Origin of the sequence: Mesonia oceanica, from assembly GCF_902499555.1 — a bacterium.
GTDB classification, from domain to species: domain Bacteria; phylum Bacteroidota; class Bacteroidia; order Flavobacteriales; family Flavobacteriaceae; genus Mesonia; species Mesonia oceanica.
The window spans coordinates 200,125-219,581 of sequence record NZ_CABVMM010000001.1 but is presented as its reverse complement, the minus strand read 5'-3'; the positions used below and the strand labels follow the sequence as shown (position 1 = coordinate 219,581).

General features: G+C 34.3%; 21 protein-coding genes. 7 read left to right on the top strand and 14 right to left on the bottom strand.

Annotated features, from left to right (window positions below):
* The first annotated feature begins 84 nt into the window (after positions 1–84).
* From FVB9532_RS01070 to FVB9532_RS01045, 6 genes are all read left to right on the top strand, one after another.
* Entirely contained in the window at positions 85–2,199 is a 2,115-nt protein-coding gene (locus FVB9532_RS01070) for a T9SS type A sorting domain-containing protein (RefSeq protein ID WP_150543362.1), read from the top strand.
* An 83-nt stretch (positions 2,200–2,282) separates the two neighbouring features.
* Positions 2,283–3,149 carry a YicC/YloC family endoribonuclease gene (locus tag FVB9532_RS01065; RefSeq protein WP_150543361.1) on the top strand — a complete coding sequence of 289 codons (867 nt, stop codon included), beginning with the start codon at positions 2,283–2,285 and terminating at the stop codon, positions 3,147–3,149.
* Positions 3,150–3,722 carry a guanylate kinase gene (gene gmk / locus FVB9532_RS01060; RefSeq protein ID WP_150543360.1) on the top strand — a complete coding sequence of 191 codons (573 nt, stop codon included), beginning with the start codon at positions 3,150–3,152 and terminating at the stop codon, positions 3,720–3,722.
* Positions 3,723–3,725: 3 nt separating this feature from the next.
* Positions 3,726–4,313, top strand: a complete 588-nt coding sequence (gene nadD, locus FVB9532_RS01055) for a nicotinate (nicotinamide) nucleotide adenylyltransferase (protein ID WP_150543359.1) — start codon at positions 3,726–3,728, stop codon at positions 4,311–4,313.
* A gap of 181 nt (positions 4,314–4,494) precedes the next feature.
* Positions 4,495–5,499, top strand: coding sequence for an NAD(P)H-dependent glycerol-3-phosphate dehydrogenase (locus FVB9532_RS01050; protein ID WP_150543358.1), 1,005 nt, complete (start codon positions 4,495–4,497; stop codon positions 5,497–5,499).
* A 9-nt stretch (positions 5,500–5,508) separates the two neighbouring features.
* The gene (locus FVB9532_RS01045; RefSeq protein ID WP_150543357.1) at positions 5,509–6,402 is read left to right on the top strand and encodes an EamA family transporter; all 894 of its coding nucleotides are present in this window, start codon (positions 5,509–5,511) and stop codon (positions 6,400–6,402) included.
* Here FVB9532_RS01045 and FVB9532_RS01040 read toward each other — a convergent pair whose 3' ends face one another.
* The 5 genes from FVB9532_RS01040 to FVB9532_RS01025 are packed head-to-tail and all read right to left on the bottom strand — an operon-like array spanning position 6,403 to position 9,103.
* The gene (locus FVB9532_RS01040) at positions 6,403–6,798 is read right to left on the bottom strand and encodes a hypothetical protein (protein WP_150543356.1); all 396 of its coding nucleotides are present in this window, start codon (positions 6,796–6,798) and stop codon (positions 6,403–6,405) included. It lies immediately after the preceding gene.
* Between the two features lie 2 nt (positions 6,799–6,800).
* Complete coding sequence (locus FVB9532_RS19370) at positions 6,801–6,971, bottom strand: hypothetical protein (protein ID WP_194716454.1); 171 nt, start codon at positions 6,969–6,971, stop codon at positions 6,801–6,803.
* A 1-nt stretch (position 6,972) separates the two neighbouring features.
* On the bottom strand, positions 6,973–7,995 hold the full coding sequence (gene pheS / locus FVB9532_RS01035) for a phenylalanine--tRNA ligase subunit alpha (RefSeq protein ID WP_150543355.1): 1,023 nt from the start codon (positions 7,993–7,995) through the stop codon (positions 6,973–6,975).
* Positions 7,996–8,050: 55 nt separating this feature from the next.
* Complete coding sequence (locus tag FVB9532_RS01030) at positions 8,051–8,746, bottom strand: hypothetical protein (protein WP_150543354.1); 696 nt, start codon at positions 8,744–8,746, stop codon at positions 8,051–8,053.
* Positions 8,747–9,103, bottom strand: a complete 357-nt coding sequence (locus FVB9532_RS01025) for a hypothetical protein (RefSeq protein ID WP_150543353.1) — start codon at positions 9,101–9,103, stop codon at positions 8,747–8,749.
* 46 nt (positions 9,104–9,149) lie between these two features.
* Between FVB9532_RS01025 and FVB9532_RS01020 the strand changes: the two genes are divergently transcribed.
* Positions 9,150–9,671: a CvpA family protein gene (locus FVB9532_RS01020; protein WP_150543352.1), complete on the top strand. Its 522-nt coding sequence runs from the start codon at positions 9,150–9,152 to the stop codon at positions 9,669–9,671.
* A 47-nt stretch (positions 9,672–9,718) separates the two neighbouring features.
* On the opposite strand, the gene can is transcribed toward FVB9532_RS01020, so the two are convergent.
* From can to FVB9532_RS00975, 9 genes are all read right to left on the bottom strand, one after another.
* Positions 9,719–10,357, bottom strand: a complete 639-nt coding sequence (gene can, locus FVB9532_RS01015; protein WP_194716453.1) for a carbonate dehydratase — start codon at positions 10,355–10,357, stop codon at positions 9,719–9,721.
* 5 nt (positions 10,358–10,362) lie between these two features.
* Entirely contained in the window at positions 10,363–11,946 is a 1,584-nt protein-coding gene (locus FVB9532_RS01010) for a SulP family inorganic anion transporter (protein ID WP_150543351.1), read from the bottom strand.
* A gap of 96 nt (positions 11,947–12,042) precedes the next feature.
* A complete protein-coding gene (locus FVB9532_RS01005) occupies positions 12,043–12,342 on the bottom strand; it encodes a hypothetical protein (protein ID WP_150543350.1) in 300 nt (99 codons plus the stop codon).
* Positions 12,343–12,385: 43 nt separating this feature from the next.
* Positions 12,386–13,135 (bottom strand): tetratricopeptide repeat protein, encoded by a 750-nt coding sequence (locus tag FVB9532_RS01000; protein WP_150543349.1) that lies wholly within the window; start codon positions 13,133–13,135, stop codon positions 12,386–12,388.
* 1 nt (position 13,136) lies between these two features.
* A complete protein-coding gene (locus FVB9532_RS00995) occupies positions 13,137–14,906 on the bottom strand; it encodes an aerotolerance protein BatD (protein ID WP_150543348.1) in 1,770 nt (589 codons plus the stop codon).
* On the bottom strand, positions 14,906–15,766 hold the full coding sequence (locus tag FVB9532_RS00990; RefSeq protein ID WP_228482228.1) for a TPR repeat aerotolerance protein BatC: 861 nt from the start codon (positions 15,764–15,766) through the stop codon (positions 14,906–14,908). The genes FVB9532_RS00995 and FVB9532_RS00990 overlap by 1 nt, the downstream gene beginning before the upstream one ends.
* Positions 15,756–16,805, bottom strand: coding sequence for a vWA domain-containing protein (locus FVB9532_RS00985; RefSeq protein WP_150543346.1), 1,050 nt, complete (start codon positions 16,803–16,805; stop codon positions 15,756–15,758). Before FVB9532_RS00985 ends, FVB9532_RS00990 begins: the two co-directional genes overlap by 11 nt.
* Positions 16,806–17,822 carry a vWA domain-containing protein gene (locus FVB9532_RS00980; protein WP_150543345.1) on the bottom strand — a complete coding sequence of 339 codons (1,017 nt, stop codon included), beginning with the start codon at positions 17,820–17,822 and terminating at the stop codon, positions 16,806–16,808.
* On the bottom strand, positions 17,822–19,456 hold the full coding sequence (locus tag FVB9532_RS00975) for a BatD family protein (protein ID WP_150543344.1): 1,635 nt from the start codon (positions 19,454–19,456) through the stop codon (positions 17,822–17,824). Before FVB9532_RS00975 ends, FVB9532_RS00980 begins: the two co-directional genes overlap by 1 nt.
* Between the last annotated feature and the right edge of the window lies 1 nt (position 19,457).

The following is a 19,457-nucleotide window of genomic DNA, read 5'->3' as shown; positions in this document are numbered from 1 at the left end:
AAATTAATAAAACTTATTATGCAGGCATAACTTTAGCAATGGTTTATAAGAATTTTGTAAATTGTATATGCTAAATAATTGCTCATGAAAAATTTTTACTTGAACTATCTTTTATTTTTTGCTTTTTTTCTCTTATCAATAAAACCTTATAGCCAAACCATTATTCAAGAGATTAATCGTCTTTCTGCTACAGATCGTGCTCTTGCAGATCAATTAGGATATAAAGTCGCGATGTCTGGTGATTTTGCAATTGTTGCTGCTCCTTTTCAAGACTATAATATAAATGGAGAAAACTTTATGGAAAATTCAGGAGCAGTATATATCTTTAAACGTGACGAGAATAATCAATGGCAACAACACCAAAAGATCATCCCTAATGATAGAGAACCTCAAAAACTATTTGGCAGCTCAATAGATATATATGAAAATACAATTATCGTAGGATGTCCTACAGAAACTGAATTATCTGCTCCTAGTGCCTATGTCTTTGAATTATCTGAAAATGAAAACTGGATACAAACTCAAAAATTAACAGTATCAGTTTCCAGCAATAGTAATACAAAATTCGGATATGATGTAGCTGTACAAAATGATAAAATTTTAATCGGCGCTCCGCAAGAAGATAAAGATGAAAATGAAGAAAACCCTTTAGCATCAAGCGGAGCAGTTTATTATTTTCAAAAAGATATTTCTGGAATTTGGCAAGAAACACAAAAACTAGTACCCCAAGATAGGTCTTTTGGAGACGCTTTTGGAAGAGCATTAAGTGTAGACAGCAATAAAGCTATTATTACTGCACCTTTTGATAGTAATGGTATTAATGGAACTAATTATACAGAACTTGGTGGTTCTGCTTATATTTTCTCTTACAATGACCAGACAGAAAATTGGGTAGAAAATCAAAAAATCATAGCTGAAGACAGAAATGAAATTGATTATTTTGGCTGGTCCTGTGATATTTTTAATGATGAAGTAATTATAGGCTCTCTTAATGAAGATCATGATTTAAATGGAGAAAACTCTCTTCAAGATGCAGGAGCCTCTTATATTTTTAAACTAGATGAAAATGAAATTTGGTATCAATCTCAAAAAATAATTGCTCCAGAAAGAAACACATTAGATAGGCTAGGTTATTCTGTGGGTATCAATAGTAATTTTGTAATTATCGGAGCTTTCTCAGAAGATGAAGATGAAAACGAACAAAACACTATTAATTCTAGTGGCTCAGCCTATGTATATAAAAAAAACAGCCAAGGCGACTGGCAAATGAAACAAAAAATTGTGGCTACAGACAGGGATTTAGGAGATTACTACGGCTATAGTGTTGATGCTGATGGAGATTATTTTATTAGTGGAGCTATAAATCAAGATCAAGATTCAAACAACGAAAATAGCCTTGATAATTCTGGAATGGCATATATTCTAAAAAAAATAGAGCTCCCTACGGTAATATGTCAAGATATTACCGTCTATCTTAATGAAGATGGTAATATTTCTATCTCCGCAGAGGATATTAACAACGGCTCCTATTCAATCGAAAGCGACATAAATCTTGATATAAATATTTCCGAATTCAATTGCTCAGATATTGGAGAAAATGAAGTTATTTTAACGATTTCAGATATGTATAACAGCGTCTACTGTAACTCAGTGGTCACCGTTATTGACAATTCAGATCCGACTATAGCTTGCCCAGAAAATATGACTGTTTATACTGAAAACGGAAACTCTTATTACGTAGTACCAGACTTTTATGCTAACGGTGATATAGAGATGGAAAGTATTTGTGGTGAACAAAATAATATTGAATATAGTCAATATCCAATACCAGGAACCCTACTAAATTTAGGAGAATATACTATTAGCTTTATAACTACTTACCCTAATGGAAATAGTGCGATCTGCGACACTAACCTTATAATAGAAACTTCCCTGAGCAATGAAGAGTATGAAAATAAGGCAAGCATTAATATTTACCCTAACCCTAGTTCCTCCTATTTTAAAATAAAAGCTCAACCAAACAGATTCCCTTTAACTTTAAAACTTTTTGATTTAAAAGGTAAAAAGATTAAAGAAATAAATCTAAACAACTATAAAAACGATCAACCAATATATATTTCAGAATTGTCTTCGGGAACCTATATTATAAAAATTTCTACCGGAGATAATCACATTATAAAGAAACTGATTAAAAATTGAGACCTGCCCAATAGATAATCCAACTTATAAATTAGTTAAAGATTTTGTTTTTACTAACTTTGCGCAACTTTTAAAATGAGCGCATGATTCAATCAATGACGGGTTTTGGGAAAAGTATTGTCGAGCTTCCCAATAAAAAAATCACTATCGAGCTAAAGTCTTTAAACAGTAAAAATTTAGATTTAAATGCTCGTATGCCTTCTCAATACCGAGAACGCGAATTAGATTTAAGAAGCAAAATTGCCAAATCACTTTCTCGTGGAAAGGTAGATTTTTCATTGTATGTTGAAATTACCGGTGAAGCTACTTCGGCTTCTGTCAATGCTGAGGTCGTAAAAAAATACATTCAGCAATTAAAAGAAATTCCTTCATCAGGAATAACTAATGATGCTGCTTTGTTAGAAATTGCCATGCGTTTACCCGATACGTTAAAAACGGAACGTGATGAAATTGATGAATCTGAATTTAACGCTATTGATCAAGGTTTAGAAGAAGCCTTAGAAGAGATTAATGATTTTAGAAATTCTGAAGGTAAAGCACTTGAAAAAGATTTTCTCTTAAGAATAGATACACTTCAGCAGTTATTAAAAGAGGTCATAGAAATCGATCCGCAACGTATAGCTGCGGTAAAAGAACGTTTACAGAAAGGTATAGAAGAATTAAAAGAAAATGTAGATGAAAACCGTTTTGAACAAGAACTGGTTTATTACATTGAAAAATATGATATCACAGAAGAGAAAACGCGCCTAGAAAACCATTTAAGCTATTTTATGGAAACGCTAAATTCTTCCGATTCCAACGGTAAAAAATTAGGTTTTATTGGTCAAGAAATTGGTAGGGAAATCAATACAATTGGTAGTAAATCTAACTTTGCACCAATGCAAAAACTCGTCGTACAAATGAAAGACGAACTCGAAAAAATAAAAGAACAACTTTTAAACGTACTTTAAATGATAGAAGGTAAACTCATTGTCTTTTCAGCTCCATCAGGCTCGGGTAAAACTACCATTGTTCAGCATTTATTAAAGCAAAAAGACTTAAACCTGGATTTTTCGATTTCAGCAACCTCTAGAGAACCCCGTGAAGGAGAAATAAACGGAAAAGATTATTACTTTATGTCGTTGGAGGAGTTTAAAACCCATATTAAAAAAGAAGATTTTTTAGAGTGGGAAGAAGTCTACCGCGATAATTTTTACGGTACCTTAAAAAAGGAAGTTGAGCGTATTTGGGAACAAGGCAAACACGTGGTTTTTGATATTGATGTAGTTGGTGGGTTAGACATTAAACATATTTACCCAGAACGTACCTTGGCAGTTTTTGTAGAGCCGCCAAGTATTGAAGAGCTGAAAATCAGGTTAAAAAAACGTAAAACCGAAACCGAAGACAGGATAAATATGCGCGTTGCCAAAGCTTCTATCGAGATGGCTACAGCTCCTCAATTTGACTTTATTATTGTAAATAACGATTTGCAAAAAGCATTGAATGAATCTTATAGTTTAGTCAAAAACTTTCTTCAGCAATAAGTTTTGAAAAAGAAAATAGGTTTATATTTCGGTACGTTTAATCCCATCCATATTGGTCATTTGGCCATTGCCAACCATATGGTTGAGTTCACTCCACTTGATGAAGTCTGGTTGGTTGTGACACCACATAATCCTTTAAAGAAAAAGCGAACACTTTTAGAAGACCATCACCGGTATGAAATGGTTTACCAAGCTACCGAAGGATACGATAAGCTAAAACCCAGTAAAATTGAATTTACGTTACCCCAACCCAATTATACGGTAAATACGCTTGCTCATTTAGAAGAAAAATATCCTGATTATGCGTTTGCCTTAATTATGGGCGAAGATAACCTCAATACGCTGCATAAATGGAGAAATTATGATGTAATCCTAGAGCGATTTGAAATTTTTGTCTATCCACGAATGACTTCAACCCAATTAAAAGAAAAGTTTCAGCATCATCCTAAGATTACCAAAGTAGATGCTCCTATCATGGAAATCTCCAGTACGTTTATTAGAAAATCGATAAAAGCAGGGAAGAGAATAACTCCACTACTCCCCTCTAAGGTTTGGAAGTACATTGATGAAATGAATTTTTATAAATCGTAAAGCCGCTCTGCAACTTATCACAAAACGGCTTTACTAAATAACCAACCAAAAAATCTATTTGTATAACGGAGGGTTTTCTATATAATTGCATGAATTCAGCTATTTGAATGTTAAAAATATCTTGCTTTTATCGTTAATAGAAGATTAGCTTTTAACTTTGAATAGGATTTAAATTTTAGGTATGGACAAAAACGCAAAATTTGCGGTAATTGGTGGCGGTAGCTGGGCAACAGCCATCGCTAAAATGTTATGCGAAAATGTAAATGAAATTTACTGGTATATGCGTAACGAAGCAGCCATTGAGCATATACGTAAAGAAGAGCACAACCCTAATTATTTAAGTTCTGTTGAATTCGACACGGCTCAATTGCACTTAACCAGCAATATTAATGAAGCAGTAGAAAATGCAGATTATTTAATATTTGTAATTCCTTCAGCATTTCTAAAAACCGAATTAGATGAACTCACCGCTTCTTTAAAGGATAAAATTGTTTTTAGTGCTATTAAAGGTATTGTTCCAGAAACAAGTTTAATTGTTGGAGAACACTTCCATCAGATGTATAATATTCCTTTTGAAAATATTGGGGTAATTACAGGACCTTGCCACGCAGAAGAAGTAGCCTTAGAGCGTCTCTCTTATCTTACTATTGCTTGTGCCAACGAAGACCATGCTAATTTCTTGGCAGAACACATAAGTAGTGAATATATTAAATGTACGACTAGCGAAGATGTAGTAGGTACCGAATATGCCGCAATGCTAAAAAATATTTATGCTATCGCCGCCGGGATTGCTCACGGATTGGGTTATGGGGATAACTTCCAAAGTGTTTTAATGAGTAACGCTATTCGAGAGATGAAACGATTCATTAAAAAAACCTATAAGATGAAGCGTAACATTAACGATTCTGCTTATTTAGGCGATTTACTAGTGACCGGTTATTCTGTATTCAGTAGAAACAGAATGTTTGGGAATATGATTGGGAAAGGCTATACCGTAAAAAGTGCTCAGATGGAAATGAGTATGGTAGCTGAAGGTTATTATGCTACAAAAAGCGCTTACCATATAAACAAAGACAAAGGAAAAAAGAAAGCCAAAACACCCATCATTAATGCGGTTTATCACATTCTTTACGATCATAAAAATCCCAAAAAGGTATTTTTAAAATTGGTCGATAAACTAGATTAAGCCAAGGTCTTGAAAAATAAAATATTATTAGGCGGTATTCTGGTAGGTTTAGGTGCGGCAAGCTACGGCATCTTAACCACTTTTGTAAAATTAGCTTATAGTGAAGGTTACAGTATTTACGAAGTTACTTTCTCTCAAATGCTAGTTGGTTTTGCTTGTTTGTTGATTTTAAATTTTTTCTACAAAGGAAATACCAAGAAAAAAGCTCCTGAAAAGGCTTCAAAAAAAAATATTCTTCACCTAATCCTTGCTGGTACTTCTCTAGGGCTAACCAGTACTTTTTATTATTTAGCAGTACAATACGTATCAGTATCAATAGGCATTGTATTACTTATGCAAAGTGTATGGATGGGAGTTGTGTTCAATTCTATTTTAACTAAAGAAAAACCGTCTTTTTTAAAAATATTGGCCGTTATACTAATCCTTACAGGAACTGTATTGGCTACAAATATTCTTTTTGATAAAGTGACTATTAGTCCTCTCGGAATATTATTTGGTTTACTGGCAGCATTATCATATACCGTAACTATTTACACTTCAAACACGGTTGCCAAGCATTTACCAGCTATTACTAGAAGTAAGTGGATGATGCTAGGCGGACTTGTAATTGTTACTTTAATATCTATTCCTTACCTAAATAAAAGCTTTAACTGGGAGGTATTTGCCAAATGGGGACCAATCTTAGCGCTTTTTGGGACCATTTTACCTCCACTGTTAATGACACAGGGAATGCCAAAGATAAATGTAGGCCTAGGAGTAATTATAACATCTATTGAATTACCTGTGGCTGTAACTGCTGCTTACTTACTATTAAATGAAAATGTAATCTTTCTTCAATGGATAGGTATTATCCTAATATTAGCAGCGATAGTGGTGATGAATAGTAGAAAACTACAGCAATAATTAACTTGCGAGAATCCCTTCTTCTTTCATCAGAGGAACTTTTTTTGCATTCGATGCTGCAATGCTATTCTTTTTAAAAATGAAGTTTCTATGAAGCATTTTTCCTTCAGCAAAAAAACTTACTGAAAATTCGTTATTCAGTTTTAAAACATTAGGTTCTAAATACTCAACTTTAGCAAAAGATTTAGCGCCTAAGACTTTTAAAGTATGGCGCATCGTAGAAGTTTTATCTTTCTTATCATAGCCATTAGAAACAATTAAAACAGTCTCTAATGGATAGTTATTTTCATTGATAAGGTAAGCATACCAATCGTGCGTACGATGATCTTTATTAAATTGATTCACCGCGACGAGATGAACACCTTCTACTTCAGGAATTTCAATATCTTTCTTCAAAACTAATCTTCTAAACGATGTTTGATTTTTTGATAGGCGATCGCAAACAAAATCACAGCCACTGCTAGCAAAATTAAACCAATGGTAATTTTTAAAAGTGCAATAATGAAAGTGACATAAAGAATAACACCAATCACAATGATTGCGAAAACAAAGAAGCCTATCTTTTTCATATTATAAAACTGATTTAAATTGATCCAAGAAACGAACATCGTTCTCGTAAAACATTCTTATATCACCAATTTGATACAACAACATGGCAATACGTTCAATCCCCATTCCAAAAGCAAAACCGGAATATTCTGTTGGATCGATATTACAATTTTTTAGGACGTTGGGATCTACCATTCCGCAACCTCCAATTTCTAGCCAACCGGTTCCTTTGGTGATTCGGTAATCGGTTTCGTTTTCCAATCCCCAATAAATATCAATCTCGGCACTAGGCTCTGTAAATGGAAAATAAGAAGGACGAAGTCTTATTTTAGATTTACCAAAAAGTTGTTTGGTGAAATACAATAAGGTTTGCTTTAAATCTGCAAACGAAACACCTTTATCAATATATAGACCTTCTACTTGGTGGAAAATACAATGTGATCGTGCAGAAATAGCTTCATTTCTGAAAACCCTACCTGGTGAAATAGTTCTAATAGGCGGCTTATTGTTTTCCATATACCTTACCTGAACGCTAGAAGTATGTGTTCTTAGCAAAATTTCTTCAGGATCGGTTTGAATAAAAAACGTATCCTGCATATCACGTGCCGGATGATATTCCGGTAGGTTCAATGCGGTAAAATTATGCCAATCGTCTTCAATCTCCGGACCTTCAGAAACATTGAAACCTATGTTTGAAAAAATTTCAATCATCTGATTTTTAACGATAGATATAGGATGGCGCGAACCAATTTCAATAGGTTCTCCTGGACGGGTTAAATCACCATAAACGCCTTTTTCTTCCTGCTTACTTTCTACATCTTCTTTTAGCTGGTTAACTTTATCCTGAGCAGCATTTTTTAGCTGATTAATGGTTTGCCCAAATTCTTTTTTAGATTCATTGGGAACATTTCTAAATTCAGCAAAAAACTCGTTTAAAATCCCTTTTTTTCCTAAAAATTTAATTCTGAAATTTTCGATTTCCTCTTGAGAAGAAGCACTAAACTTTTCAACTTCAGCAATATAATTTTTAATCTTATCTATCATGTGTTCGTCAATTAGAGCGGCAAAGTTAAGAAAATAGAAAACTAATTGAAGCTTTTTAACTGGCTATATTTTTTGAAGATAAACGTAGCCTGTCTTTATAAATATACATCATTAAAAAGAAGACTGAAATGGCTCCGAAACTATGCCACAACCAATGCGTTCCTATATCGAAAAGATCTGAACGTTTATCTAAAATCCTGAAGGTAATCGCTCCGCTAAAAGATAAAAAAGCAAACAAAATATATTTTCCGAAGAGAAATTTTGTCTTAACCAAATAAATACACATCGGTAACAAAAGTCCTAAAGCAGTAGAAATATAACCAATGGAAGTAGCTAATTTATGGGGCCAATCAATAAATTTTACTCCAAAAAGCAACAGTAAAACCAAGGCTAATAACCCGTATTTTTGAAAAGAATTCTCCCCGTCTTTAAAGGTGAAGTAAATTGATGCTGAAAGGCACAGAATTACAATAGGAACCCAATCCATGAGCAACCAAATTTCGTGACTTCTAGTAGCGTGATAAACTGTTCCTCCCACGAAACCAATAAATAAAATAGGTAAGGCGTAAGCTAAAAAAGCTTGTTGCTTAGCGTTTTTATAAACCTTGACCGAAAAATATAAAACAATTGCTAAAAACAGCAAATTACTAAGGGTGTTGAAAGGTTCAACCGGAAACCTGCCTTCTAGGGTTTCTTTATAAATAGGACCGCTATCGTTTGGAAAACTAAGCGCAGTAAGCAAAAAAATCATTTAGCTAATATATTCTTTTTCTACAAAATACTGCACAATTGCTTCTTTCATCATAATAGATTGTTCTCCCGCTTTTAAACTAGGCAACTGCTCCAACATCTTATAATGTGGCCAGCCATCTTCATCTACATAATCAAACTCATAATACCCATAAGGTTCCAACAAGCGGCAAATGGCTATGTGCATTAAATCTACTTTTTGGTCTTTTTTAAAGCGTCGGTGTAATTGCCCTAGTTCTTGCACTCCAATTAAATAAATAATTGCATCTAATTCCAACATTTCCCCCTCTCCAAATTGAGAAGACAGTTTTTGTTGAACGTCTTCCCATTTTCTTTTTAAATCTTCATCTCTTGCCATAAGATGCAAAGATAGTTAACTTCTCATTTTTAACTATATTTGTTAAATGAATATTATCGACGTAATTATTGTGGTCGTCCTCATCCTAGGATTTGTACGTGGTGCTATGCGAGGACTCATTGTAGAACTTGCTTCTCTTGTCGCAATAGTTGCTGGAATCTACGGAGCTATTCATTTCTCTTATTTTGCTATTGATTTTTTAGCAAAAAGTGTTTCTTGGGACGAGAAATACATCCAACTTGCCGGTTTTGCAATTACGTTTCTTTTTATAGCAGTTTGTATCTTTTTTATAGGAAAAGTACTAACGGAGCTTGCTGGCTTAATGGCCTTGGGGATGGTAAATAGAATTTTAGGAGGGGTTTTTGGACTGATTAAATTTGCCTTCGTACTAAGTGTCATTTTAATGTTTATTGAAGGTTTCAATAAAAACATCACTTTTATTCAAGAAGGAAAATTTAAGACTTCGATATTATTTCAACCCGTAAAAAGAATTGCTCCATTGATTTTACCTCCAATCTTAAAGGAATTTGAAGAAAATAATAAAACCGAACAAGAATTAAATTCATAGAAAAAGAGCTGAAATATCAGCTCTTTTTCATTTTAAAACCTTCATTTTTAAAAGTTGAGTCTATATACCTCATCTAATTCTTCATTATTACTTAAATTCACACCAAGATCATTAACGATACCGGTTCCCACGCCATAAGCCCAACCATGAACGGTTAAATCCCGGTTGTTTTTCCAAGCATTTTGTACAATAGAAGTTTCTGCAAGATCAAAAACCTGTTCTATTACATTTAATTCTACAAATCTGTCCCAGCGTTCTTTTTTATCTTCAATATTTTCCAATTCAAGTTTATGAATTTTGTAAACATCTTTAATATGTCTGATCCAGTTATCGATTAACCCAATAGATTGGTTTTCCATAGCTGCTTTCACACCACCACAACCATAATGACCACATACAATAATGTGTGTGATTTTTAACGCATTCACGGCATAATCAAGCACGCTAAGCATATTCATATCGGTATGCACCACCATATTAGCAATATTCCTATGTACAAAAACTTCTCCTGGAGGTGCTCCAATAATTTCGTTTGCCGGAACACGGCTATCAGCGCATCCAATCCATAATAGGGGAGGCTGTTGGCCATTTTCTAATCTTTTAAAAAATTCAGGGTCTTGTTTTAATTGACTTTCTACCCATGTTTTATTTTTATCTAGAATTTTCTTGTAAAATTCTTTTCCCATGATCATTAGTTTTTAAGTGGTTGGTTTTTCTCTTTTTCAAAAAATTCTTTGTAGCTATTAGGATTTTCTACTACTCCCCTTTCAGAAATTAATTTAATACTTATGTTTCTTTCTTTGGCCCGAATAGCAAATTCATCAAAAATCTCTACAATATCATAATCTAAGGATTTTGTTTTGGTCACATCAAGTTCTAAATAAGCGCCTTTCGGCAAATTATTCAATTCTCGATTAATTGCTCCTTTATTCAAAAAAGTTACTTCTTCAGCTAAGTGCATTTTAAATTTATTGTCATTGGTCTCAAATCCTTCTTTATGCAAAAAATGTGAGTTTTTATAACTGTTGAGCAAGATAGTAATAATTCCTACTGCCAAACCTAAACCTATCCCAATTAATAAATCGGTAAAAACAATTCCAATAATGGTAATAAAAAATGGAATAAATTGTGCTTTCCCTAAACTATACATATGCTTGAACAGTGACGGTTTTGCTAATTTATACCCCACAACCAAAAGAATGGCTGCCAATACTGCAAGTGGTATTTTATTTAGGAATACCGGAATAGTCACCACAGAAATCAATAGGAGAATACCGTGTAGAATTGCTGAAATTTTTGTTTTTGCACCTGACTGAACATTAGCAGAACTTCGTACAATTACTTGGGTGATAGGTAAACCTCCTATTAAACCTGAGATTATATTCCCTGTTCCTTGAGCCAGCAATTCACGATTGGTTGGTGTTACCCTTTTTTGAGGATCCAACTTATCTGCTGCTTCTACACATAAAAGTGTCTCCAAACTGGCCACAATAGCAATGGTTATCCCAGTAATCCAAACTTGAATATTAGAAATGGCCCCGAAATCAGGAAAAGTAAATTGTGTTGTAAAATCTTTAAAACTTTCTGGTACCGGAACTTTTACTAAATGAACTTCTGCAATTGCCAAGTTACTGCCTTGCATAACTAAATAATAAATCACTCCAGCCACCACGGCAACTAAAGGCCCGGGAATAATAGTAAATATTTTATGTTTTGAAGAAAGTACATTTTCCCACAGTAATAAAATGGCCAACGAAATAAGAGTTACAATAATAGCTCCCGGCGAAACATAGTCAATCATATTGAAAAGTTCTGAAAAGGTATTTTCACCATCTGCTTGAAAAAAATCTAAATCGCCTTCGTAATCCTTATCGTAACCAAAGGCGTGGGGAATCTGTTTCAAGAAAATAATTATCCCGATACCGGCCAACATTCCTTTAATTACCGATGACGGAAAATAATAACCAATCACCCCAGCTTTTAGAACACCCAATAAAATTTGAATTACCCCACCAATAACTACTGCCACTAAAAACTGCTCGAAACCTAGCGTAGCGATTGCTCCCAGCACAATTACTGCCAAGCCTGCCGCTGGGCCACTTACTCCCAATTGAGAATCACTAATAGCCCCTACTAAAATACCGCCTATAATCCCTGCTATTAATCCTGAAAAAGCGGGAGCTCCACTTGCTAAAGCAATTCCTAAACAAAGTGGTAAAGCCACAAAAAATACGACAACACTTGCAGGAATATCCTTATTTAAATGCTTAAACATACTTATTAAGTTTACAATGCTTTTCTTCTACATATCCTGTGAGAGAAGCATTATTTAGATTTCTAAATAAAATTTTATGAAAAACTATAAAAGTAATTAAGCCAATTCTGGTGGTGGAGATAATAAATCATAGTAAATAACTGGTAAACAATTCACAGAATAATCACTAATGGGAATTGTTTTTTCTTCTGAAAGAAAAGAATTCAATTCAAGGTCTGAAGTCATCCTGAATTGAAACTCATCCATTCTCTTCTTAGCATATAACCGATGTTGTTCTTCTTCATTATAACTAAAAGCACAAGATATATCGGCATCTTGCTTAATTAGTGTAATTACCGTTGGGGTCACCAAAAAAGTAACAAATAATAAAAGAAATGTAAATGCCAGTAACTTCAAAGGATTGAGATTTAACCGACACTAAGATAATGAAAATTATAAATTAAAGCGTTTTTAAATCATTTTCCTTTACCCAACCTTGTCTTCCATCGGCCAGTTCAATTTTATAAAACCCGTTGAAATTATCAAGAATTTTAATTTTTGTCCCTTCATGAAGTAAGAAAGCATTGGACGATTGTGGATTGGGCTCTGAACGTACAGTAGATTCTTCAGCAAAAACTATCGCATATTTCTTACTTTGCTGAATTCCATATTGCATATAGGCAAAACTTACAGAAGCTATCATCACTATAATCCCCACTACAAATCCGGTAAAGAAAATTCGTTTTTTAAGCACGGAAGCAGAAAGGTAATACAATAAGAAACAAACACTTAAAACAATAGAAAAAACCACCGCTAACCACGCCCAGCCATTAAAACTAAGCTTAGAAATAATACCATTAAAAATTTTAGAAAGACTGCTTTTAGGCAAATCATCTATAGCGTCTAAGGTCATATTTTGTGCAAAGGCCAAGTTATTTTCGGCATCTTTGTAACCAGGGTCTAATTGTAAAGCCTTTTCGTAATTATAAATACTTGGTGCAATATGGTCTAACTTATAATGTGCATTTCCTAAATTATAATACAGACTTGCCGAAACTTCACCGCTTTTTAAAATAGATTCATATTTATTAATCGCGGCTTCATAATTTCCATTGGCATAGTCCTGTGAAGCTTGCTGAAACAAACTTTTATTATCTTGAGCAAAAAGACAATCACTTACTAATAAAAAAACAATCAATAACTTTTTCATCTTACAACTGCTTATCTAATTCTGAAATTGTTTTTTTGGCTTTATCGTAATCTTGCTGCATTGCCACATTGGAAGTTGGGGTGTAACGGGCAAATTCACAACTTTCTAAAATCCCAATAAAATCATTTACAGTTTCCTCTCCCACTCCTTTTTGGGCGAGTAATGTTTTTATTTTTTCTTTACTCATTTCACCGGTTTGGATAGAAAGTTTCGCTTTTAAATAATTGTGCAAGGCCCGTTCTAAAGACTCATAAAATTGCTTTTGGTCTCCCAAGTTTTTCCTTGCTTCAGATAAATATTTTCTTGCGAGTTTATCTGCCTTTTTAGAACGTTTTCCTTCTACATCACTCATCGAGTTTTCACGTCTTCTTCCGGTAACTATTCCAATAGGAATTAACAACAATGGAGCGACCAAAGCAGTCCAAAATCCTGCGCTTTTAAAAAACTCACCGCTATTTTTAGGTTTTAAATTTGGTTTTAAATCTATATACCTAAATTGTTTTCCCGCAGAAGCAACCGGTAGTTTTGCAATATGGTTAGAATCTGTAGTAGCAACTGGTGCATTTACCCTTGCCGGACCATTTTCTACATTAATCAATATTTCTTTGGAGGTCAAAGTTTTATAAGTTTCGCTTCTAGGATCGAAATAAGAGAAACTTACGGGATTAATAGGGTATTTCCCTTTAGATTGTGGAACTACGGTATAACTATCTGAAATATTCCCGTACATCCCATTCATATTGGTATTTACATTTTCTTGATGTTCCGGTTCATAAACTTCCAAAGAAGAAGGTAAATTTAACTTCGGAAGTTGAAAAAGTTTTAAATTACCATTTCCGTTTACTTGAAGTTTCACCTGTAAAGATTCATTAGCATTTAACTGGTCTTTACTACTGGTTACTTTAAAATCAAAACTTCCTACTGCTCCTGTAAAATTAGCCGGTTTGCCTTTGGTAGGCAATGCTTTTACGTTAATTGTAGTGCTTGGAGATGCTACGGTTCTTTCTACTGTTTCGTACAACCTTCTTCCAAAAATATCACGACGGTCTGAAGGGACATTTACAGGAACCGTAAAAGTCAAGGGATCTATTTTTAACTCTCCTGTCTTCTGCGGATACAATACGGTTTTCTTAACGGTCACGTATTGATACGGATCGCCTTTATACAGATCTTCCTTTACACTATACTGAGATATATTGATATCTTGACTCCAAAAATCGGTATATTGAGGAACGTCTTTAGGATACCATTGACGAACATTTATTTCTTGACTGAAATACAATCTGTATTCTATGGAAATTCCTTCGTTTAAATATGGATTTCTATTAGATACATTTACCACAAGATGAATATTATCTGCCGCAATAATTTCAGCATTGCTACCATCTGTGGGTTTATCTACCGCTGCAGTAACTTCCACATCAATAGGAGGGGTTTTGTAGGTTTGCCCTTCTATTTCAATCGTTGCCTGACCAATGGTAAATTTTCCTCTTCCGTTAGGTTGTAAATAGTAACTGTACTTTTTCTGAAAGGAACGTTTTCCATTCACAAAACTCTGACTGATAGATTGATTGGGGCCACCGATTACTTCGAATCCACGAAAATCTGGGGGATTAAAATTATCCCCATCTTGATTCATTGTAAAATCTATACGCAAACGCTCGTTCACGCCTAGTTTTTCTCTACTGGCTTTGGCTTCAAATTCTACTTGTGCCAATCCTGTAAAGGAAACAAATAATGTAAGTATGAATAAAATTTGTTTCAGCTTCATTACCAATCTTTATCTGTATTACTTCGTTGCCCTTTAACTCTTTGAGCATTGATTTTATCTTGAACTTCTTTTTCTTGATTTTCCATCGCTTCCAGCAAGTTCTTTATTTGCTGCGGAGACATTTTACCTTCTTGCGGTTGCGGCTGCTCACTCTTTTCATCACCTTTTTCTCCACTGTCTTGCTGTTGCTGTTGCTCTTTCTTTTGGTCGCCTTCGCCTTCTTTTTTCTGCTGTTGGTTCTCCTTTTCTTTATCTTCTTCCTTCTTGCCTTCTTCTCCTTGGTTATCTTGATTTTTGTTTTCTTTATTCTGGTCTTCCCCGTCCTGATTTCCTTCGTTGTTCTTGTCTTTTTCTTTATTATCTTCTTTATCCTTATCTTTTTGCTTCTCTTGATCTTGCTGTTTTTTCTTCGCCTTTTCTTTGGCTACAGCCAGATTATAACGGGTTTCATCATCAGTTGGGTCATTGCGCAAAGCATTTTTATATGCTTGTACGGCCTCTTCATACTTTTCTTCTTTCATAAAAGTATTTCCTTGATTGTGATAAGCTCTGTGTTTTAAAGCTTTACTTTCTGCTATTTTGACAGATTGGTTCAATCGGGAAAAAGCTTCCTGATTTTTTTCTTTGTTAAAATAAACGGTTCCCAGATTATACTTCAATTCAGCATTATCGGGATCCCTAGAGATTGCTTTTCGGTAGTTGGCCTCGGCATCAATAAAGTTATTTTCTGCCAAGTCTTCTTGAGCTTCAGCAGCAAGAAACTTAGCTTCTCGCTTTCTTTTTTCTTCTTTTTTATCTTGTGCCTGAAGCTGAAAAGCTGTCAAACCAATAAGTAAAAATATAATAAGCTTACATTTCATCTTCTTTCTTTTCATTAAACAGGTTAAGGCGTGTAATCCAAGCCGTTTTCCTTTCTAAAACAAACACATCTAATACTATAAAAAGTATGCCAAAACCTAAAAACCATTGAAACTGATCTTTATAATCTGCAAATTGTTTACTCTCGAATTCGGTTTTTTCAATATTTGCCAAAATATCGTTCACCTTATCTATTACCTCCTTGGTATTTGTACCGTCAATGTATTCACCATTAGTTTCATCTGAAATTTGTTTTAAGGTCGCTTCATCTAAACGCGTAATTACAGTTTCACCATTTCGGTCTTTTTTATAAGATTGAATAACATTATTTCTCTTGATAGGAATAGGCCCGCCTTTAGCAGTTCCTACACCAATGGTAAAAATACGAATGCCTTTTTCTGCGGCTTGTTCAGCAATATCGGCAATATCACCTCCGTGATCTTCTCCATCACTAATAAGAAACAATACACGGTTGGTTTCAGATTCATCATTGTAATAGGTTTGCGCCAATTCAATAGCTTCATTAATGGCCGTTCCTTGACTTGAAACCATATCGGTATTCATGGCTTGTAGAAACAGTTTAGCTGAACCGTAATCTGTAGTGATGGGTAACTGCGGAAATGCTGATCCCGCATAAGCAATTATCCCAATACGGTCACTGGTTAAATTGTTAATGATTTGAGTGACCAATTGTTTCGACTTTTCTAAACGATTGGGTGCAATATCTTCGGCTAGCATACTTTTACTAACGTCTATTGCAAAAACAATATCAATCCCTTCCCGTTTAACGGTTTCCATCTTAGAACCAATTTTAGGGTTGACCATCGCCATGGTTAAAAAGGCAATAGCTAAACTCCACAAAATCACTTTTAAAACCGGTTTAAACTTAGATTTATTCGGACTTAAACGTTCTAACGATACAGCGGTAGCAAATTTTTTCTGTGTTCTTCGTTTCCAAAGAATATTTAGAAAATACAACAGCAAAACCACTGGTATTGCCAGTAACAGCCAAAAGAATATTTTTTCTTCTAATACTACCATTTATACAAAGCTTCTAAATACAGTGTTTCTTAATAAAATTTCCAATAGAAATAGAATTCCAGCTAAAATTACCAAGGGTCTGTATTTCTCTTCGTAATTATAAAACTTAGATTCTTCTACTTCGGTTTTTTCTAATTTATTGATCTCTTTATAAATTGCTTCCAGCTTTTCATTATTCGTAGCTCGGAAGTATTTTCCTCCAGTCTGGTTGGCAATTTGTTTTAATAAGTCTTCGTCTATTTGCACCTTTGTAGGACCGTATCTCAATTGTCCGTTAGGGGATATTCCAATAGGTCCCATTGCCGTTCCGTTTGAGCCAAGACCAATGGTATAGACTTTAATATTATATTCTTCGGCTAATTCGGTAGCGATTTTCGGGTCAATAAATCCGGCATTGTTTACCCCATCTGAAAGTAAAATAATCACTTTACTCTTGGCTTTACTTTCTTTTAAACGATTAACGGAGGTAGCCAACCCCATCCCAATAGCTGTTCCGTTTTCTAATAAATCGCTATACTTAACATCACGTAAGGCACTCTGAACGATACTTTTGTCACTGGTAATTGGGGTTTTGGTAAAACTTTCCCCAGAATAGACTACTAAACCAATACGATCGTTGGGACGGTCGTTAATAAAATCTGAAGCTACTTTTTTTAAAGCTTCCAAACGGTTAGGCTTTAAATCCCTCGCTAACATACTTGGCGAAACATCTATCGCCATAACAATATCTATCCCCTGTGTTTTTTTTGTCCTTGAGGTTACATCTACCGTTCTTGGTCTTGACATTGCCGTAATGAGTAATGCTAAGCATAACAAACGAAGGAATAGCAAAACAGGTCTTAACTTAGGCAATAAATCTTGTTTTACCTTAAAACCTTTAATACTGGATATTTTTACTTCTGGAGTTTGCTTATTTCTCTTCCATATATACCAAGCAATAAGAACTGGGAAAAGCAAAAACAGCCAAAACCATTGTGGATTTTCAAAAGTGATGTTATTAATATTAAAATCGAACATTAATTTTCGCTATTAAATTCAACAGAATTAATTACCCTATTCGCAATTTCTTCAGCATATTCATCATTTTTATTATAAATGATGGTAACCTGCTCCAATCCTCCTTTTTCAAACAAGTTGAGAATTGTATAACTTTTTTCTTCATCTTTTTGTGTCAACGGATTTTTATAAACCGCACTTCCAAAAACTTTTACACCTTCCTGTCCTGAAGGAATCGTAAATTTTTGATCTTTCATTAAAATATTACGGGCACCATTTTTTTCCATTTGATTATAAATCCCATCTACGGCTTTATCAAAATCAAATTTAGTATTAGGAGGAAAAGGAACCGTAGTTATCGTGATATGAAAATTACCCATTAAAGCTCCATAACTAAACATTTCTGGTTTTGCAGCTTTGCTTTGAGCCGGTAAACTAAGTGAATCTGAAGTTCTTCTTAAAACTTCCGGGGTTGAAACCTTAATGGACGGATTACCGTATTCACTAGTGACCCATTCGCCTTTCAATAATTCTTTGGTAGGGGTACCAAAAACCTGATCTTTTACAGTATTATAACCTTTTACAGCTACAAAACCTACGATCACTGCAAGAAGTAGAAAAACTCCTCCCACAATAGAAAAAATAATTGTCCTTTTCTTTTTCTTTTGGCGTTTTTCTTCTCGATAAGCTTCGTCTTGTAAACGCTCTTCTTCGGTAGGCTCAGGTTTCGATTCTTTAATACTATTAATGTCTTCTTCTATAAGCTTCCGATCATTTTTAGCGGTAAGTTTATCCATCCCTCCACCGGCAAACTTTATTAAATCTGCCCTTCTTAGAATTTCAGCTAATTCATCAATCACTTTTTGATCAAGGTAAATCTTTTGATTTTCCTTTAATCTATTTAACCTTGTGATTAACTCATCGGTAGTACTCTCTAATGCTCGCTCGTCAATTTCTTCATCAATATACCTTTTTATGGCAGTGGTTAGAGTTGAATAGTAAGCTTTCATTTCCCCATGCTCCAAGGTCTTACTTTCATCTAACTTATGAAGCGTTTGTATTGCTTGCTCGTAAGGTGGCAGTTGTTTTTCTTTTTCCAATTTTCGTTTCCGAAGTTTGATAATCAAAAACACAATTCCTGCTATCACCAATAAGCCTATTAGCAACCATACTATCCATAAGGGAAATTGCATAGGTTTTTCAATTTCTATGGTAGGCTTGATGGGAAAAATTTCTTGCTTCGTAGTATCTACGGCAACAGTAGCCACTTCTACTTTTACGGAATCGGTAAAAAAGGGTTGGTTATTCACTAGAATTTTCTGCCTAGGAATAGTATAGGCTCCCGAATCCCATTGGGTTAAAGCATATTCTCTGCTTAACTGCCAATTTTTACCCGCTTTAAGTTTGGTGGTGTCTATTTTATAAGCTTCTACCATTTCCAGAGGCATAAATGTTTGTCCTTCTGGAAATACAATGATGGAAGTGGTATCTGCTTCTACTTTTATTTTGTAGTGAATCTGCTCACCTATTTTTATTTGGGTGGTATCTACAGAAGATGAAATTTCCTGTGCTGAAGTTTGCTGAAGAAAAAGCACTCCGAATACCGCCAAAAATAGAAGCTTGCTGACTAATATTTGCTTTAGTAATTGCTTCATG

What these genes read in the sequence shown, in the direction of transcription:
- FVB9532_RS01025 (WP_150543353.1), bottom strand. Translation starts at nt 9,103, where the DNA reads ATGGCAAGAGATGAAGATTTAAAAAGAAAATGGGAAGACGTTCAACAA.
- FVB9532_RS00980 (WP_150543345.1), bottom strand. Translation starts at nt 17,822, where the DNA reads ATGTTCGATTTTAATATTAATAACATCACTTTTGAAAATCCACAATGG.
- FVB9532_RS01050 (WP_150543358.1), top strand. Translation starts at nt 4,495, where the DNA reads ATGGACAAAAACGCAAAATTTGCGGTAATTGGTGGCGGTAGCTGGGCA.
- FVB9532_RS00990 (WP_228482228.1), bottom strand. Translation starts at nt 15,766, where the DNA reads ATGAAATGTAAGCTTATTATATTTTTACTTATTGGTTTGACAGCTTTT.
- can (WP_194716453.1), bottom strand. Translation starts at nt 10,357, where the DNA reads ATGGGAAAAGAATTTTACAAGAAAATTCTAGATAAAAATAAAACATGG.
- FVB9532_RS01010 (WP_150543351.1), bottom strand. Translation starts at nt 11,946, where the DNA reads ATGTTTAAGCATTTAAATAAGGATATTCCTGCAAGTGTTGTCGTATTT.
- FVB9532_RS01070 (WP_150543362.1), top strand. Translation starts at nt 85, where the DNA reads ATGAAAAATTTTTACTTGAACTATCTTTTATTTTTTGCTTTTTTTCTC.
- FVB9532_RS00975 (WP_150543344.1), bottom strand. Translation starts at nt 19,456, where the DNA reads ATGAAGCAATTACTAAAGCAAATATTAGTCAGCAAGCTTCTATTTTTG.
- gmk (WP_150543360.1), top strand. Translation starts at nt 3,150, where the DNA reads ATGATAGAAGGTAAACTCATTGTCTTTTCAGCTCCATCAGGCTCGGGT.
- FVB9532_RS19370 (WP_194716454.1), bottom strand. Translation starts at nt 6,971, where the DNA reads ATGAAAAAGATAGGCTTCTTTGTTTTCGCAATCATTGTGATTGGTGTT.
- FVB9532_RS00995 (WP_150543348.1), bottom strand. Translation starts at nt 14,906, where the DNA reads ATGAAGCTGAAACAAATTTTATTCATACTTACATTATTTGTTTCCTTT.
- FVB9532_RS01030 (WP_150543354.1), bottom strand. Translation starts at nt 8,746, where the DNA reads ATGATTTTTTTGCTTACTGCGCTTAGTTTTCCAAACGATAGCGGTCCT.
- FVB9532_RS00985 (WP_150543346.1), bottom strand. Translation starts at nt 16,805, where the DNA reads ATGGTAGTATTAGAAGAAAAAATATTCTTTTGGCTGTTACTGGCAATA.
- FVB9532_RS01000 (WP_150543349.1), bottom strand. Translation starts at nt 13,135, where the DNA reads ATGAAAAAGTTATTGATTGTTTTTTTATTAGTAAGTGATTGTCTTTTT.
- pheS (WP_150543355.1), bottom strand. Translation starts at nt 7,995, where the DNA reads ATGATAGATAAGATTAAAAATTATATTGCTGAAGTTGAAAAGTTTAGT.
- FVB9532_RS01020 (WP_150543352.1), top strand. Translation starts at nt 9,150, where the DNA reads ATGAATATTATCGACGTAATTATTGTGGTCGTCCTCATCCTAGGATTT.
- FVB9532_RS01065 (WP_150543361.1), top strand. Translation starts at nt 2,283, where the DNA reads ATGATTCAATCAATGACGGGTTTTGGGAAAAGTATTGTCGAGCTTCCC.